Annotated in this window: 13 protein-coding genes; 3 read left to right on the plus strand and 10 right to left on the minus strand. The window is 60.5% G+C overall.

Features of this window, described 5'->3' with window-relative positions:
- Positions 1-81: 81 nt before the first annotated feature.
- The gene (locus tag HEP89_RS13800; protein ID WP_168692279.1) at positions 82-1,188 is read left to right on the plus strand and encodes a YeeE/YedE family protein; all 1,107 of its coding nucleotides are present in this window, start codon (positions 82-84) and stop codon (positions 1,186-1,188) included.
- A 52-nt stretch (positions 1,189-1,240) separates the two neighbouring features.
- Here the strand turns inward: HEP89_RS13800 and HEP89_RS13805 are convergent, their stop codons facing one another.
- The 4 genes from HEP89_RS13805 to HEP89_RS13820 form a co-directional block, all read right to left on the minus strand.
- Entirely contained in the window at positions 1,241-2,740 is a 1,500-nt protein-coding gene (locus HEP89_RS13805; protein WP_168692280.1) for an SH3 domain-containing protein, read from the minus strand.
- Between the two features lie 76 nt (positions 2,741-2,816).
- A complete protein-coding gene (locus tag HEP89_RS13810) occupies positions 2,817-4,262 on the minus strand; it encodes a caspase family protein (RefSeq protein WP_062487445.1) in 1,446 nt (481 codons plus the stop codon).
- Positions 4,259-5,863, minus strand: a complete 1,605-nt coding sequence (locus HEP89_RS13815; RefSeq protein WP_168692281.1) for a caspase family protein — start codon at positions 5,861-5,863, stop codon at positions 4,259-4,261. Before HEP89_RS13815 ends, HEP89_RS13810 begins: the two co-directional genes overlap by 4 nt.
- Before the next feature lie 9 nt (positions 5,864-5,872).
- On the minus strand, positions 5,873-6,859 hold the full coding sequence (locus HEP89_RS13820; protein WP_168692282.1) for an OmpA family protein: 987 nt from the start codon (positions 6,857-6,859) through the stop codon (positions 5,873-5,875).
- A gap of 280 nt (positions 6,860-7,139) precedes the next feature.
- Here HEP89_RS13820 and HEP89_RS13825 point away from each other — a divergent pair, with 280 nt between their 5' ends.
- Positions 7,140-8,351, plus strand: a complete 1,212-nt coding sequence (locus HEP89_RS13825; protein ID WP_168692283.1) for a caspase family protein — start codon at positions 7,140-7,142, stop codon at positions 8,349-8,351.
- Positions 8,352-8,498: 147 nt separating this feature from the next.
- Here HEP89_RS13825 and HEP89_RS13830 read toward each other — a convergent pair whose 3' ends face one another.
- The gene (locus HEP89_RS13830; protein ID WP_055656098.1) at positions 8,499-9,167 is read right to left on the minus strand and encodes an OmpA family protein; all 669 of its coding nucleotides are present in this window, start codon (positions 9,165-9,167) and stop codon (positions 8,499-8,501) included.
- A gap of 182 nt (positions 9,168-9,349) precedes the next feature.
- Here HEP89_RS13830 and HEP89_RS13835 point away from each other — a divergent pair, with 182 nt between their 5' ends.
- Positions 9,350-10,978: a hypothetical protein gene (locus HEP89_RS13835; RefSeq protein WP_168692284.1), complete on the plus strand. Its 1,629-nt coding sequence runs from the start codon at positions 9,350-9,352 to the stop codon at positions 10,976-10,978.
- Here the strand turns inward: HEP89_RS13835 and uxuA are convergent.
- The 5 genes from uxuA to HEP89_RS13860 are packed head-to-tail and all read right to left on the minus strand — an operon-like array spanning position 10,975 to position 15,498.
- Entirely contained in the window at positions 10,975-12,162 is a 1,188-nt protein-coding gene (gene uxuA / locus HEP89_RS13840) for a mannonate dehydratase (RefSeq protein WP_168692285.1), read from the minus strand. The genes HEP89_RS13835 and uxuA overlap by 4 nt on opposite strands.
- Positions 12,159-13,613, minus strand: a complete 1,455-nt coding sequence (locus HEP89_RS13845; RefSeq protein ID WP_286201049.1) for a mannitol dehydrogenase family protein — start codon at positions 13,611-13,613, stop codon at positions 12,159-12,161. Before HEP89_RS13845 ends, uxuA begins: the two co-directional genes overlap by 4 nt.
- Positions 13,603-14,331, minus strand: coding sequence for a 2-dehydro-3-deoxy-D-gluconate 5-dehydrogenase KduD (gene kduD, locus HEP89_RS13850; protein ID WP_168692286.1), 729 nt, complete (start codon positions 14,329-14,331; stop codon positions 13,603-13,605). The genes HEP89_RS13845 and kduD overlap by 11 nt, the downstream gene beginning before the upstream one ends.
- Complete coding sequence (gene kduI / locus HEP89_RS13855) at positions 14,328-15,152, minus strand: 5-dehydro-4-deoxy-D-glucuronate isomerase (RefSeq protein ID WP_168692287.1); 825 nt, start codon at positions 15,150-15,152, stop codon at positions 14,328-14,330. The genes kduD and kduI overlap by 4 nt, the downstream gene beginning before the upstream one ends.
- A 28-nt stretch (positions 15,153-15,180) precedes the next feature.
- Complete coding sequence (locus tag HEP89_RS13860; RefSeq protein ID WP_062487450.1) at positions 15,181-15,498, minus strand: cupin domain-containing protein; 318 nt, start codon at positions 15,496-15,498, stop codon at positions 15,181-15,183.
- Between the last annotated feature and the right edge of the window lie 7 nt (positions 15,499-15,505).

The following is a 15,505-nucleotide window of genomic DNA, read 5'->3' on the forward strand; positions in this document are numbered from 1 at the left end:
TTGAGAGAGGTCAATGCCCGTTGAAGCGAAAGGGCACCAAGCTGGTGGCAATCGAGGACGCAGTGTGCCCGGGAGAGGCCCATGGACCTGACATTTCTTCTGGACGAAATTTCCGAGCCCTGGTTGCTGGCAATCGGCGGGCTGGTTGTCGGCGTCCTTTTTGGCGCCTTTGCCCAGCAAAGCCGCTTTTGCTTGCGCGCTGCCAGCCTGGAATTCTCTCGCGGTGCGCCGAAGGACCGGTTGCCGGTCTGGCTCCTGACCTTTTCCGCAGCGGTTCTGTGCACGCAAGTGTTGATCCACCTGGGCGAAGTGCAGGCAAATGAAGCCCGCCAGTTGGCATCGCCGCAAAGCCTCTCCGGAGCTTTGCTGGGCGGGTTGATGTTCGGCACCGGCATGGTGCTGGCGCGCGGATGCGCAAGCCGTCTGCTGGTGCTTTCGGCCACCGGCAATCTGCGGGCATTATTGTCCGGGCTTGTCTTTGCCGTCGTCGCCCAGGCGAGCCTGCGTGGCCTGTTGAAACCGGTGCGCGAATGGTTTGCAGGTCTTTGGACGACAGGGGATATCGGCGGCAACAATCTGACCGAGATGCTGGGATTGAGCACATCCGTGACGCTTGGCTTCACGGCGCTCTGGCTGGTGGCGGGGCTTGTCTTTGCCTGGCGGTCGAGGGTGAAGGTCTGGCAACTGGTGGCGGCAGCGGGCGCGGGGCTGGCAATTCCCTTGGCCTGGTGGTTCACATCCGCCATGGCACGGCAGGCTTTCGACCCCGTGCAGGTGGAAGGTGTAACCTTCACCGGACCGTCCGCCGATGCCCTGATGCTGGTTCTGTCACCACCGGGCGATCTGCTTGATTTCGATGTCGGCTTGGTGCCCGGCGTCTTTCTGGGCTCGTTCCTGGCGGCCTTCGTGACGCGGGAACTCGCCCTGCAGGGGTTCGAAGGCGGCAAGTCGATGGCGCGCTACCTCACCGGAGCAACGCTCATGGGGTTCGGCGGCATGCTTGCCGGCGGCTGTGCCGTCGGGGCCGGTATCACAGGAGCTTCCATCTTCGCGCTGACGGCGTGGATCACCCTGACCGCCATCTGGCTGTCTGCCGGTGTTGCCGACCGCCTGCTGACAATCTATGACGCCCGGCAGCAGACAATCGGTGGGTCTCCTGCAGCAGAACAGGTGAAAACCGCGGCCTGAAGACACAACAGGAAGAGGCCTTGCCAGCCGGGAGCTGACGGGTTCAAGGCCCTTATCGGCCTATCATGGTTTCTTCTGTTGCCGGACGGGTGAACTGGTCGAATTCGGAAACGAAGCGGGCACTTATCCAGCCGCCGGTGGACAGTTGATACCAGACACCTTGCGGCCCCGAGACGATACGGCAATCGGAAATCTTGACCTTGTCGCCGATCTGCACCCGGCCAACGGCTTCCGCGTCGAGAGAAGGGTTCTGGCGAACGTTGACGTCCCGCGCGATGGTGCGCTCCCACGAATTCCAGTCCGTCAGAACGGTCGGTGTTTCCTCGCCGATGTCGTAGTCGATGACATCGCTCGTCCAGTAGGCGTATTCGGTCGTCAGCGTGCCGCCGTGGCAACTGGCTGCGTCGGCAAGCAGCGCATTGGTCACTTTCGGCAGGGTATCGTCGAAAGGTCCCGGCATTGCGCACCATGTGGGGGCGTCATACCCGCCCTTCGCACAGGGTAGCGAACCGGAGGTGATGCGCATGCCGACGGTGCCGTCTTCGGAAAGTTCTACGGTGCAATAAGCAACGCCATTGTGGCTGGCGGCGATACGGCGTGACCCCAGCTGCTGGATCAGATCTTCCAGCTTGGTTTCCTGCGGGTTCGGACCAGACCCGTCAATTGCGCCGAATTCATATTCGACTTCAGATTTCCTGATTGAATTGTCTGCCTGGAAAAGCTGCGTGCACATGGCGCCAACCGTGTCCATGTAAAGGGCGCTCTTGTTGATCGGGTCGGCAATAGTGCCGGCTGAAACCGGCGTCAGGCCCATCGCGTAGGACCGAATGCCACCAGCCAGATAAAAGAAGCTGTCGGCAGTACGGTGGGACAGGGCCTCTTGCAGCAGAATGGACGGGGCAATGCCGCCCTTGATCAGCTTGACGTAGGTCTGCGTCACTTCATAGGCCAGGTTCATGGCTTCCTTGACCGCAACAAGCTGGTTGGCCTTCTCCTCCGGCAGGAACGCCATGTGGTACCCGAGTGCCGCGCCAGCTTCCAGAAAGCGGATATCGCCGCCATAAACAGCGTTGCGCGGGGTCGCTGCCAGGGTGAAGGCGAGTGCGCAGGCGGACAGGCACTCGTTACCGTTGAGAACGAAGACACCGTTGAGATCCGGGTCCTGCGAGCCAACGTTGTATTGCAGATACTGGCCGATGCGGATGCCTTCCAGAAAGCTGCCGCCGGGGCTGTCGAAGACGATAAATTTGCCCCAGGTGCCGTCGAGAGCAGCCTTCAGCTTTTCCAGATCTCCTTTTTCGATGACGCCGGAAATCAGGAATATCGTTCCCTGCAGTTCATTGACCACGCTGCCGGCAGACCCTTTGCCCGGATACAACGGCTTCAATTGTGCCAATCGCGGTGCGAGATCGGGCCGCTGTGTAATCTCGGCGGCAGAAAGCTGCGAAACCGAGAAAACCAGCGAAAGACAGAAAACGATGGATTTGAGCAACATGGGTACCGTCGACTGCTGAGTGAAGCGGGCGCCGGCCGCCTCGATGATTTTTGCCAAACGAGGTCCGGGAAAGTGCCCGTTTGCGACGCGTGAAAGTGAACTTGGAGGCCTGCTTGAGCCAGCCTGCAAGGGATTACTGCCGGATTTCATAATCCTGATAACCGGCCGCCCAACGGGCGCTACGATTGGCGTTGTCCGCGGTCCAGACCTTGTTGAGGCGGCCGGAAAGTTCCTTCATGAAATCGATCTTGTCACCGATCGGCTCGAATTCGCCGTTGGCAGCAAGAAGGTTTTCCAGATCAACCGGATCCTCGGTCACGATCGCCAGCAGCTTGCCCTTGCCCGCCGGTGCCTCTGCCTCGAAGCTGAAGCCGTAGGACGGGTCGGGAACCGTGAGCGCGGAGTTGGCACGGATGCGACCGGTCTTGCCGGCGGAGCGATCCTCATCGGTCGGGAACAGCAGCACCAGATCGTCTTCGACGGTCAGGTCGAAAAGGGTCAGGTAGCCATCGACCCCGCTGGTGAGCTGGAATTGCACCTCGTCACCGATCTGGTGTACGGAGCCGGGCAGGATGGAGACCTTGATTTCCTGCGAGGATTGCTCCGGAAGCACGTCGGAAACATCGTCGGCGGTATTTCCGGTTACCGTCTGGACAGGGCCTTCGGCCGATGCCGGTTGCAGAATGAAGGCTTCGTTGCGCGGTGACATGTTCGGCGTGAACTGAAGATCACGGCAATCCTCCACGCGCTGGCACCATTGCTCGGTCCGCGGACGCAGATAGTTCAGAAGTTCCGCGGTGGTGACACGGCCATTGCCGTTGAGGTCGGCCTCGCGCGTGCGCAGGCCCCGGATCAGGTTCAGGGTAAAGATGCCCGAGCCGTTGGTTTCCCAGGCGAGCTGGTGAGGCAAGGCAGCGGACAGGGTCAGATGCACGTTGGTTTCGCGTGCCAGAGGCTCTTCGTCACGCACCACCGGCAGGGACCTGGAAACGCCCGAGAACGGCAGGTAACGCGCTTTCGCATCAAGACCCTTGGAAACAAGATCCGGCACGACATCGCGGTTGACCGTACCTGAATGACAGGAATCGGCGATCAGGATCACTTCGCGGCCCTTCAGCGTGGACAGCGCCGAAGCGATCTCGTCGTCGGTGAGCATATCCTCGGCCCTTGCACCCCTGCGGCCGTAATCGGTCGGGACGAAGGTTTCATCGAGGCCGTCCTCTTCGTCGCCATTGCGATCGGGAACCTGGGAGCCGTGACCGGAATAATAAATGATGACGCGGTCACCCGGCCGCGTTTCACTGGCGAGCCAACCGGTGATGGAGCCCAGAATGTTGTTCTTGGCTGCGCCTTCTTCCACCAGGATGCGGACATCGGAGGATGCAAAGCCCCAGTCGCCCTTGAGGAAATCCGCCATCTGGCGCACGTCGTTCGCAGGGCCTGAAAGCTGCGCGTCCGGTTCCAGATAGGGGTAGACGCCGGCGCCGATCAGCAATGCCTTTTGCGCGGCATGAACCGTGCCGGCGGACAGGCACAGGCACATGGTTGCCGCGAAGGCCTTGAGGTATCCGGTTTTCACTGAAGGTCTCCCTTTGCGCGCGTATAAAGCCCGACCCAGTCCAGGCCGAAGGACTGGCCGTCGAGCGTGTGGCCGATTTCCTTCGCCAGGGCGGCGAGATCATTGTTTTGTTGAGCGTCCTGAACCGCATCCACGAGATCGGGCATGGGGGACGGTGTGGTGATGGCGATGAGATGGTCGGCGCCGAAAGGCGGGATCACCGCGGATCGGAAGCTGTCAGTACGGCCAGGCCGGAGCTTGCCTGCAGCCAGACCGCGCTTGCCTCTGCGAACGGGGCCGACCAGTTGAACTGCCCCGTTTGAAGCGAGGTTGAACAGGACCACATTTTCGTTGCCGGACGAGCGGATCGAGAATGTCACCTGCTCACCTTCGACATAGGTCCGGCTGCCGTCGGAGAGATCCAGTTCCGGACCTTCAGTTTCGGCAAAGCCGATCAGGAAGGCAAGGAAACGCCATTTGTCGACGGTTGCCTGCAGGGCCTCGGCGGAAGGTGGCGCGGGAAACGAGGCGATCACGTCGCCGGTCTTGTAGACCAGTGAAGAGCCGTCACCGTCGTAAATCAGATCGGCCTCTGCCTTGCTGTCGACCTTGCGGATGCCTGACAGGGCGGGAATTGTCTCGCCGGGGGTGGTGTAGAGCGTCAGTTCCGGTAGTCCGGCGCTCGGGGCAGGCGTACCGGCAGCATCATGCAGCAGGATTTCCAGGTCTCTGGATCCGGCATTGACCTCCGGCCGTTGCCGCCGTTCGGTATGGCGCTTGACCGAGCTGTTGACGTAACGCTTCAGCTCGGCCGTGTTCAAAACGCTGTTGCTGTCACCGTCCGCTTCACCCTCAAGAGCGCGGGAAAAGGCATAGGAGAGCGCACCGCGCAGCTCTTCGCCGATCCGCACTTCCTGGGTGACCTTGTTGCGGTCCTGGGCATAAAGCCAGATGACATTTTGAAGTGCATCTTCCTCAACTTCGCCAAGTTGCCTGACCCGGTCGGCGATCCGGTCCGAGGATTTGTCGACCCGAACATCGGCAACGCGCACATTTACTTCGGCGCGGAAATCGGCTGCCCGGGCCATATCGCCTGCAAAACAGCTGTCGGCGACGAAGACGACGGTTGCTTCCTCTTCTTCGGCCAGCAGATGGCCGACCTCGTTGTCGATGATGCGCTCGTTGACACCCGGGCCGGTTTCGTCGAAGCCCGCCAGCAGGAACATGTTGTCGAGTTCTTCGTGCCCGGGAAGGATCGCTTCCTGCCGGGCACCGTGACCGGCATAATGAAACACCAGCGTATCCCCCGGGCCGGCAAGTTCCGTCAGCTCCCGCCACGAGGCAAAGACGTTGTCCCGTGTGGCGTCGGCATCGGTCAGCAGGATGACCTTGCTGGCCTCCAGCTTTTCCAGTGTTCCGGCAACATCTCTCGCGTCATTGACAGCGCCCTTGAGGTCGGTGATGTGCTGATAGTCGTCAATGCCGATGACGAGGCCGTAGAGATTGCCGGCAAATGCGGGAAGCGGCGCGGCAAGGCCTGCTGCAAGCATGAGGGCAGGGGCAAATCCCGGCACCCGCTTTTTCAGGAAAGCCGCGGAAGCCGGCAGAATGGATCTGGTCATGCGGGCCGCCTATTTCTGGACGAATTCAACGCGCCGGTGCGCCTGGTTGCGCACGTCCTCGGTGTAGAGGGATGGATCGTCGAACTGGAACGGCTGGCTTTCACCCATGCCAAGCACCTCGATGGAGCCGGAGTATCCCGCTGCCAGCAAGGCGCTACGTACGGCCTCGGCACGCTTCATGGACAGTTGCATGTTGTAGGCATCAGAGCCGACCGGATCGGTATGGCCGACGACCTGGATGTCCGGGGACCCCTGCTTTTCCAGGGCCTCCTGCACGTCTTCAAAGCTGGTCCGGCCGGCTTTGGTCATGACATCCTGATCGTAGACGAACTGGATCGGAACCAGGGTCTTCTTGCGTTTGTAGCCGCGCGTGGAAAAGCTGTATTGCGAGATCGACTGTCCGCTGCGGGTGACCGGGATCTTGATGTCTCCCGGTTCCTCTGAAATCTGGGCAACGACCACCGCCAGCTCATCCAGGCGGTCGCGCAGCCGGGCGATCATGGCATGTGCCGGTTCTGCAGGGGTCAGCTCGGTGTCATCCACCAGGCCAAGGGCTTCCTGATAGGCGCGGAACGCGGGCAGGGTTTGCTGCTGCTTGCGCAGAATTTCTCCGAGCAGATAGGAAATACGCCAGTGGCTGCCGAATTCCTGAAGGTCGGCCAGGTCCTGTTTCAGGGTTTCAAGGTTGCCGGTATAGCCTTCAAGATCCTGAAACGGCGCGATGACGTCGAGCCGGGCATCGATGATTTCCTTGCCGAAGCCTTCCACCACCATGCCGTCGCAATCGCTGTCATTGAAGGCCTGGTCGTAGATCCTGACGCGGTCTTCGTGACCGGCGCTCAGCGGCATCGCAAGCCAGTCCTTCTGAATGCTCTCGCATGAAACGAGTTGTGCTGAAGCGTCAGTGGTCAGGAGGGGCAGGGCGATGACGGCGGAGACGGCAAGGCCCGCCAGATGCATAAGGCGGGCAGGTAAAACAGTTCGGATAAGCGGCATGCTGGAAAGTCTCTCCAACTCTTGCATGATAAATTATAAAATAGGTCGGTCTGGCGGGTGTTTGCAGCGAAAGGTTGAGGGGCGGTTGTTTCCAGGCTCGCAGACGTTGCAACTGACGCACCGGTGTAAAATCCCGGTTGCTTCTCCGTTCCTTATTGCGTTTCAATCTGTTCGCAAGACAACATCACGCAGGGTCGCTTGAGTCAATTGTCAGAGCGTCATGAGGTATTTCAAATTGATGATTTCTAAGGATGAGGTTGCAGTCGTGCCGGGCGGTCAAATGTCGAGATGTGTCAGGCTTCTGACGGGGTTCTGCTGTCTTTTTCTGATGGCCGCAGGTCTGGCGCAGGCAGAGGAAAACCGCTTTGCGCTTGTTATCGGTAATTCGTCCTACGAGAAGATCGGCCGGCTCGGAAACCCGGGACGGGATGCGGATCTTGTCGCCAAGTCGCTGGAAGCGGTCGGATTCGAAGTTTCGGTTCATTTCGACCTTGATGAGGACGGTCTTGGCAAGGTCCTGGACGATCTTGCCGATCGTGCTCCGGACCTGGATGTGGCGGTGCTCTATTTCGCAGGCCATGGCATTCAGAAGGATGGTGAGAATTTTCTGATACCCGTGGATGCGCAACTGAAATCTGCGACCTCGATCGAACGGGAAACGGTCAGCCTGCGTTCGTTCATGGAGGTGATGGAAGAGGTGCCGATCAGTCTCCTGTTCCTTGACGCCTGCCGCAACAACCCCTTTGCCGAACATCTGTTGTCGCAGTCCTCCTCCGACGGGCGGTCCGCCGGGATCACCCGCGGGCTTGCTCCTATCCGCACCGTTGGCGACATGCTGGTTACTTTCGCCACCCTGCCGAATTCCGTTGCAAAGGATGGTGCCGGACAGAATTCGCCTTTCGCCAAGGCTCTGGCCCGCCACGTTTCCACACCGGATGCTGAAGTCTCCGTCTTGATGAAGCGGGTGACGCGTGACGTGATGGCCGAGACCGACGGCGAGCAGCGGCCGCAGCAGCTGTCTCAGATGCAGACGGAATTCTATTTCAAGCGCACCAACGCAGCCGCTCCGGAGACAGATGATCAGCAGACCTTGCTGGCGGTCTATCCCGGTTCGGTCAGTGCCGGCGAGGAAGTCTCGGTTCTGGCGGATGTGCCGCAGCAGTGCGCACCGGATTTCTTTAATATAACGCCGTCAAACCGGGTGACGCCGATCCCGACTTCGTACTTCAAGACGGTTGAACTCGGCGGCGGCAAGATCCGGTACGAAATCTCGCCCGGCTCGCGCTATGGCCTTGTCGTGGAAGAAGCGGACGAGAAGGGGGCGAACCGTATCGGCTTCTTCTGCTCAATGGGACCCGCTCTTTCCGATCAGCAGAAGAAGGAAGTGCTCAGGCGGATCAACGGACAGCTCGCGCAAAACGAGATGTCCGGGACCATCGGGTCCGACGCGGAACGGGTTGCCTATCATTTTGCCGAGTTCAAGATCAACTGACGCAGGAGAAGAGGCGGGTCGCTTTCAACGAAGATGCGCCCGCGCTCTGAGACCGAAAGGCCTGTGCATCCCCGAGTCCAGCCCGCGCTTCGATTGGCCGGGAGGACGTCGGGGAGGCGACTGTGTAGGCAGGTCCTCTTGTGAGGATCAGTTGACCGGCAGCAGGACCAGCTGGACGCGGCGGTTCTGTTCGCCGTAGGGATCGCTCTGGTCCTTCAGTCTGGAGGCGCCCATTCCGCTTGCCAGAACACGCTGCTCTGAAAGCCCGCCCCAGGCTGCAACGAAACCTGCGACCGTCTGGGCGCGCTGTTGCGAGAGGGCAAGATTGTACTGTGCGCTGCCCTTTGCATCCGTGTGGCCAAGCAGCAGGAAGCGATAGTTCTTGAACTTGTCCTGGCTCAGAATGCGCGAGAGTTCGGTAATCTTCGCGGCCTGGTCCGGACGCAGCGACGCCGAGTTGTAGTCGAACAGGATTTCCATGTCGATCGTCGGCAGTGGTGCCGATGACGCGGTTTCCGAAGAGCCGCCGACTGGTGGCGGGGTGGAGGCAGCACCTTCTCGATCGACAAGCTTGAGATTCACTACATCGTCCATCGAGAGGGCGGTGTTTGACTTGAATTCCGAGTTGCTGCAGGCGGCCTGATCAAGCAGGCATTTTTCCATGTCGGTCTCCGCCGGGGCACTGGCGTCACGCGAGGCGGAAGTTGCGGGTTTGGTGTCGCCGCCAAGATCGAAATCCTCAAGCGTGATAGTGCTTTGCGCCGCGGCAGGCAGAGCCAGGGAAATAAAAATCAAAAGAAATGCAAAAGGCTTCATGGCAATATCCCGAACCGTTACGTGGTCGTTTCTCGGATTGATCCGCTTCTACCATACGGTTGGCAAAAAATGAAAGTGGCCACTGCGTCAGTTGGGTATTTGACGCTGTCCCATCATCCCTGCCACATTTGCGGCCTTACAAAATCAAATTGCAGACAACTGGATTGAATGAGGGGCTGATCATGTTGCGAAACGCTGTAGCGGCGGTGGCGGGAAAAGGCTTTGCCCGAAGCGTAATACAGACGCTTGCGTCGGTGGTTGTATGTTTTCCTGCCTTTTCGGCGGCCCATGCTGCGGAAATGCGTCTTCTCGACAGCAATCCTGCAGCAGCTGCCGGTTACCAGCTTCTGGACCTTGGGACGGTGAGCGCAGAAGCCGTCGGTCACGCCAAGGGCGTTGAAGACGGCTTCACATCGAAGAGCGCCGTCAAGGACGGATCATTGCCTTATTTCGAAAACGGCATCGCGGGCGATGGCGCACATACCTATGAGACACTGCATATCGTGCCGGCCTGGGGTGGGCTAAAGACGGGCAAGGTCATTTCCATCGAGGGACAGATCCAGAAGGGGGACCTCGATCACCTGAAGGCTCTTGTGGAACGCACCGGCTTTTCGGACTGCCTGAGACCCGGCTACTGCCCCTATAACAACGTGATTTCCCTCAACAGCCCGGGCGGCAACCTGCGCGAGGCGCTGGAAATCGGCAAATACATCGCGGAGCAGAACTTCATCACGCTGCTGCCGGAAAATGCCGTCTGCGAGTCCGCCTGTTCCCTGGTCTTTCTGGCGGGCTACACGCGATACGAGGGGTTCTTCTTTCCTCGCCGTTTTACTCATGAAACCGCCCGTCTCGGCATTCATCAGCCTTATATCCAGCTTCCTGAGGGCAACTACAGCGCGGAGCAGGTCGGGCAGGTCGTTCAGCTGATCAATCGGGGCGTCAACGAGGTTACGGACTATTTCCTCAGCACAGGTATCGGCATCGGCTTCATGCGCAACATGTACGGCACGAAACCCGGGTCAATGTATCACTTGTCCCTGGCGGAAATGGCGGCCGAAGGGATCTTCGTCGTTGGACGTCCGCAGGATCTGTCAAATCTCAGCCGCAGCCAGATGCTGTCCTATTGTTCCAGCCTGTATCAAGGGCGCTTCAACACCGTGTCGCCGGACCTGCTGGCCAATCTGCAATCGAACGAACGCACTTTCCTGACCTATGTCACCGGGCAGAATTTTGTCTGTCTGGGCGTGAAGAGCCCGAATGGCGACAGCTGGCGGTCCTACGTCTGCGATGGCAGTTCGAAATGTCTGCTCGGTGACTTCGGGCAAGTGGCGCTGTTCGAACTGGAAGCCAACGGCAAGCTTTCGGGGTTTCGAGACCGGGATGCGTCGGCCTTGATGAACATTGCCGCAGGGATCGACAATACCGAGGTTGGTCTGGCGCTGAAGGAGTACAATCACCGGGTTGCGCTGCTCTATTTTGTCGAGCTGTTCGCCGAAAACATGGGAACGTTCGAGACATCCTTCAAACGCATCCCGGCAAGCCTCGCCTTTGCCGAGGTGCCCCGGGAGTTCTGCGGTCAGGTCGATGAATATGATGCCGGTCTTGTGCGGCTGGTGCAGGCCGGTCTCAACAACAGCGGCATTGACGTGGGCACTCCGGACGGGTCGCTCGGGCCGAACACGCGCAAGGCAATCGGGCGGGCCAACAAGGATCTGCTGAACCGCTCCGAAACCGTTATCGATCCGTCTCTTCTGAAGGCGCTGGGCGTGCCCGAAGACGAAGTCCGCGGGCACGTCCTGTGTAACGGCTAGGCCTGGACAGCGCGGCGAGCCGTCAAACCTGCGATCACGCCGCGCAGTTCCGCCAGTCCGCGCATTCGCCCGATCAGGGGGTAGCCCGGGTGCGCACCGCGGTCGGCATCGCTCATCAGCTCGTGGCCATGATCTGGCCGGAAGACGATTTCGTCATCTTTCCGGCCCGCGTGTCGCCGTCTTGCTTCTTCGCCAAGAAGAACGCCGAGCAATGCAGGCATGTCGGTGTCGCCGCCAAGATGCGCTGCTTCCTCGAACGAGCCATCCGGATCTTTCGCGACATTGCGCAGATGGGCGAAATGGATCTTGCCGGCAAAGCGTTCCGCAATTGCAGGGACATCGTTCTTCGGGTTGGCGCCAAGAGAGCCCGAGCACAGCGTCAGGCCATTGGAAGGGCTGTCCACTGCCGACAGGATCCAGTCGATGTCGTCCGCATCCGAGACAATCCGCGGAAGACCGAGCAGATCCCGGGGCGGGTCATCCGGATGCACCGCCAGTTTCAGGCCAAGCTCTTCGGCAGCCGGGACCACTTCCTCCAGGAAGCGCTTGTGGTTTTGTCTGAGAGCCGCCCGGTCGAGTCCCTGATAGGGCACCAGAGCCTCACGCAGGCCGTTGGGGTCGTAACGATCATAGGCCCCGGGCAGACCCGCCATGATGGCCTGGGTCAAGCAGTCGAGGTCCGGCTGTTTTGCGGCATCAAACCAGCGTTTTGCCTCGACCAGAACCTGTTCGCAATAATCGTCTTCCGCCTTGGGTCGCTTGACCATGTAGATTTCGAAGGCCGCCATCCTGGCAGCGGAAAACCGCAGGCAGGTACCGCCACGTGCCACGGGCGCGGCCAGGTCCGTCCGGGTCCAGTCGAGCAACGGCATGAAGTTGTAGCAGATGACCTTTATGCCTTCAGCGGCCAGGTTTGCCATCGATTGCCGGTAGTTGGCGAAGAGTTCCGAAAGATCGCCTTCCCCGCGCTTGATGGCTTCGTGAACCGGCAGGCTTTCCACCACGGTCCAGTCGAAACCGGCAGCGTGGAGCCGGGTCCTGGTGTTCGCGATTGTTTCGCGAGGCCAGATCTGGCCGTAGGGAATTTCGTGCAGTGCCGTGACGATGCTGACAGCACCGGTCTGGGCGATTTCAGAAAGCGAGATGCGGTCATAGCCGCCATACCAGCGCCAACCTTCGATCATGACAGGGTTCCGATTGATTTGCCGACACCGTCAGCCTTCAAGGCAGCATAGGCGGCTGTGACGGGCGCCAGGATGGCTGCGGCGAGGCCGGGTTCGAAGACTTCGGTGACCCCCAGAAGCGCTGCCACCTTGCCGGCGTCGCCATCGCTTTCTCCGACAAGAGACTTGAGGCGATCGCTCAGCGGATCGCGCACGTCAATCGGCTTGCCTTCAAGATCGGCGCCGCCGACATAGATCATCCAGGCGGCAATCGCGAGGCAAAGGCCCGGGCAGTTTCGACCGTTCGTCAGGTTGTCGCGCACGGTGCCGAGAATGCGCTGAGGCAGTTTCTGGCTGCCGTCCATGGCGATCTGCCAGGTGCGGTGCCGGATGCCGGGATTTGCATAGCGTTCGAAAAGCGCATCCGCGTAGGCTTCCAGATCAACACCCGACGGAGCCTCGAAGGACGGAATGATTTCCTGGCGCCACAGGTTTTTCACGAACCGGGCGAACAGCGGATCTGCAACGGTTTCGGCGATCGTCTCGTGCCCCGCGAGATAGCCGAGGTAAGCCAGCGAGGAATGCGTGCCGTTGAGCATACGCAACTTCATGTGCTCGAACGCGGTGACGCTCTCAACAAGCTCGACACCTACGGCACCGAGGTCCGGCCTCGCATCCGCGCCGTAAGCCGGGACGAAATCATCTTCCACCACCCACTGGCGGAACGGCTCATGCAGCACAGGGGCTGCATCGTAGCGGCCGGTCTTGCGGGCCAGGGCGTCGATATCCTCTGGTTTTGTGGCAGGCACGATCCGGTCGACCATGGTTGACGGGAAACGGCCTTCGGTTTCGATCCACGCGGCCAGTTCCGGATCGAGCTTCTCCGCAAGATCCAGCACAATCCGGCGGACCAGGCGGCCATTGTCCGGCAGGTTGTCACAGGTGAGCACCGTGAAGGGCGGCAGGCCTGCGGCCTTCCGCCTTGCGAGCGCCCGCACGAGGTAACCCGGAGCGGAGACAGGCAGCGCGGCTTTCAGGTCGTGTGTGATGTCCGGGTGATCGGCATTCAGTCTGCCGGTTGCCGGATCGTGACAATACCCCTTTTCCGTCACGGTCAGGGTGACAATCCTGACGTCCGGATCCGCCATCGCGGCCAGCACGGCTTCCGGGTTTTCCCGTGCGACCAGCACATCCCGTATGATCTCTACCTGGCGAAGGGTTTCGCCTTCCGGGCCAAGTTCCTGCGCTGTGTAGACAAAGTCCTGCGGAGCCAGCTGGTCATGCATGCGCGGGCTTTGCAGGCTGACGCCGATAATGCCCCAGTTGTTCTGTCCGGTGCCGCCAGAAGCCTTCATGGCTTCTTCTATGTAGATCGCTCCAAAGGCCCGGAAGAATGCTCCGAGCCCCAGATGAACGATGCCGGCTTTTGCCGCCGGTGTTGTTCTGGAAAGGCGCGGCAAGTCAGCGTGCAAGCCAGCCTCCATCCACATTGAGGACAGCACCGTGAATGTATTTTGCAGCCGGTGAAGCGAGAAAGACCGCGGCTTCTCCAATGTCGCTGGCTTCACCCCAGCGGCCGGCCGGAATGCGTTCCAGGATCTGCCGGCTGCGCTCCGGGTCGTCACGCAGGGCTTCGGTGTTGTTGGTGGCGATGTAACCCGGTGCAATGGCGTTGACATTGATGCCCCGCGCCGCCCATTCGTTCGCCAGCAGCTTGGTGATGCCTGCAACGCCGTGTTTGGCCGCGGTGTAGGACGCGACCTTGATACCGCCCTGGAAGGACAGCAGCGAGGCAATGTTGACGATTGCCCCGGTCCGGCCGGCATTGAACGCGGCATTGCCGAAAGCCTGGCAGGTGAAGAAAACGGACTTCAGGTTGACGTCCATCACGTCGTCCCAGTCGGCTTCGCTGAAGCTGTCCGCCGTGCCGCGGCGGATGATGCCCGCATTGTTGACCAGGATGTCGATCTGTTCCGCATCGAACAGTGGCATCGCAGCCATCGGGTCGGACAGATCGAGGTGCACATGGCGACCCCTGGTTATCTGGGCCAGTGTTTCGTCGCAGTCGCGCCGGGCCGCGCACAGAACTTCGGCGCCTGCCTTGCTCATGGCGATGGCAATGGCCTGGCCGATGCCGGTGTTGGCGCCTGTCACCAGGGCGCGTTTGCCTTCCAGGGAAAACGGGCTCATCGCAGATCTCCCATCGCGACCATGTCCATGTCGGTGAAGTCGACATTATCGCCGGCCATGGCCCAGCAGAACGTGTAGGCCCCCGTGCCGGCGCCGCAATGGATAGACCAGGGCGGAGAGACCACGGCGTCCTCGTTGGCCATCACCAGGTGCCGGGTCTCGTCCGGCTTGCCCATGAAGTGGAACACACGCTGGTCCGGGCCAAGCTCGAAATAGAGATAGGCTTCCATGCGCCGGTCATGGACATGGGCCGGCATGGTGTTCCAGACCGAGCCGGGCGCAAACTGGGTGTAGCCCATAAGCAACTGGCAGCTTTCGGCGACTTCCGGATGCAGGAATTGCAGGATGACGCGCTCGTTGGAGGTTTCCGCCGAGCCGAGTTCCACCCGGCGCGCATCCTTGACGGTGATCAGTCTGCTTGGGCAGGCCCGGTGCGCGGGCGCCGACAGGATGTAGAAGCGGCCCGGGCCGGAGAAGGTGACGGGTCCGGAGCCCATGCCGATGTAGAGCACATCTCCCTTGCCGACCTGATAGGTCTCCCCACCCGCCTTCACTGTGCCGGCTTCCCCGATATTGAGAATGCCGAGTTCGCGGCGGTCGAGAAGGGACGGGGTGCCGGCTTCCTTCACTTCGTCCAGAACGAGTTCGCCAGTTCCGGGGACGGCGCCGCCCAGGATCAACCGGTCGTAATGGGTGTAGATCAGGTTGATCTTGCCTTCCTGGAAAAGGCCGGCGGCGTGGAAATGTTTCCGAAGACCCGTGGTGTCGAGCGTCTTGGCGGTGTCCGGGTCGATGGCGTAGCGGGTTTCAACGGTCAGCATGGCAAAAGTCCTTGGGTGCAGGCGGTGTTCAAAGAAAGTCGTCGCGGCGCGGCGTGAAAGTGTCGACCAGTGTTCCCGGTTCCAGGCACACACACCCGTGCAGGGCGTTGGAGGGGATGACGAAGCTGTCGCCGGGACTGACGTCGAAGGTCTCGCCGTCGATGGTGAAGCGGAAACGGCCGCTTTCGACATAGGTCGACTGTACGTGTGGATGATTGTGCAGCTTGCCTTCGGCGCCTTCCTGCTGGAAGCGGAAGGCGACAACCATCAGGTCGGGACTGTCGGACAGCACCTGCCGGCGGATGCCCGGATCGGCGGTCACTTCGGGAAAGGTTTTCACGAACATTGGTTTT

The organism is Labrenzia sp. 5N (assembly GCF_012395805.1).
Classification (GTDB): domain Bacteria; phylum Pseudomonadota; class Alphaproteobacteria; order Rhizobiales; family Stappiaceae; genus Roseibium; species Roseibium algicola.

Excerpts from the sequence above, each read along its gene's own strand:
- HEP89_RS13800 (WP_168692279.1), top strand. The coding sequence starts at position 82 with ATGGACCTGACATTTCTTCTGGACGAAATTTCCGAGCCCTGGTTGCTG.
- HEP89_RS13815 (WP_168692281.1), bottom strand. The coding sequence starts at position 5,863 with ATGACCAGATCCATTCTGCCGGCTTCCGCGGCTTTCCTGAAAAAGCGG.
- HEP89_RS13820 (WP_168692282.1), bottom strand. The coding sequence starts at position 6,859 with ATGCCGCTTATCCGAACTGTTTTACCTGCCCGCCTTATGCATCTGGCG.
- HEP89_RS13825 (WP_168692283.1), top strand. The coding sequence starts at position 7,140 with ATGTCGAGATGTGTCAGGCTTCTGACGGGGTTCTGCTGTCTTTTTCTG.
- HEP89_RS13830 (WP_055656098.1), bottom strand. The coding sequence starts at position 9,167 with ATGAAGCCTTTTGCATTTCTTTTGATTTTTATTTCCCTGGCTCTGCCT.
- HEP89_RS13835 (WP_168692284.1), top strand. The coding sequence starts at position 9,350 with ATGTTGCGAAACGCTGTAGCGGCGGTGGCGGGAAAAGGCTTTGCCCGA.
- uxuA (WP_168692285.1), bottom strand. The coding sequence starts at position 12,162 with ATGATCGAAGGTTGGCGCTGGTATGGCGGCTATGACCGCATCTCGCTT.
- kduD (WP_168692286.1), bottom strand. The coding sequence starts at position 14,331 with ATGAGCCCGTTTTCCCTGGAAGGCAAACGCGCCCTGGTGACAGGCGCC.
- kduI (WP_168692287.1), bottom strand. The coding sequence starts at position 15,152 with ATGCTGACCGTTGAAACCCGCTACGCCATCGACCCGGACACCGCCAAG.
- HEP89_RS13860 (WP_062487450.1), bottom strand. The coding sequence starts at position 15,498 with ATGTTCGTGAAAACCTTTCCCGAAGTGACCGCCGATCCGGGCATCCGC.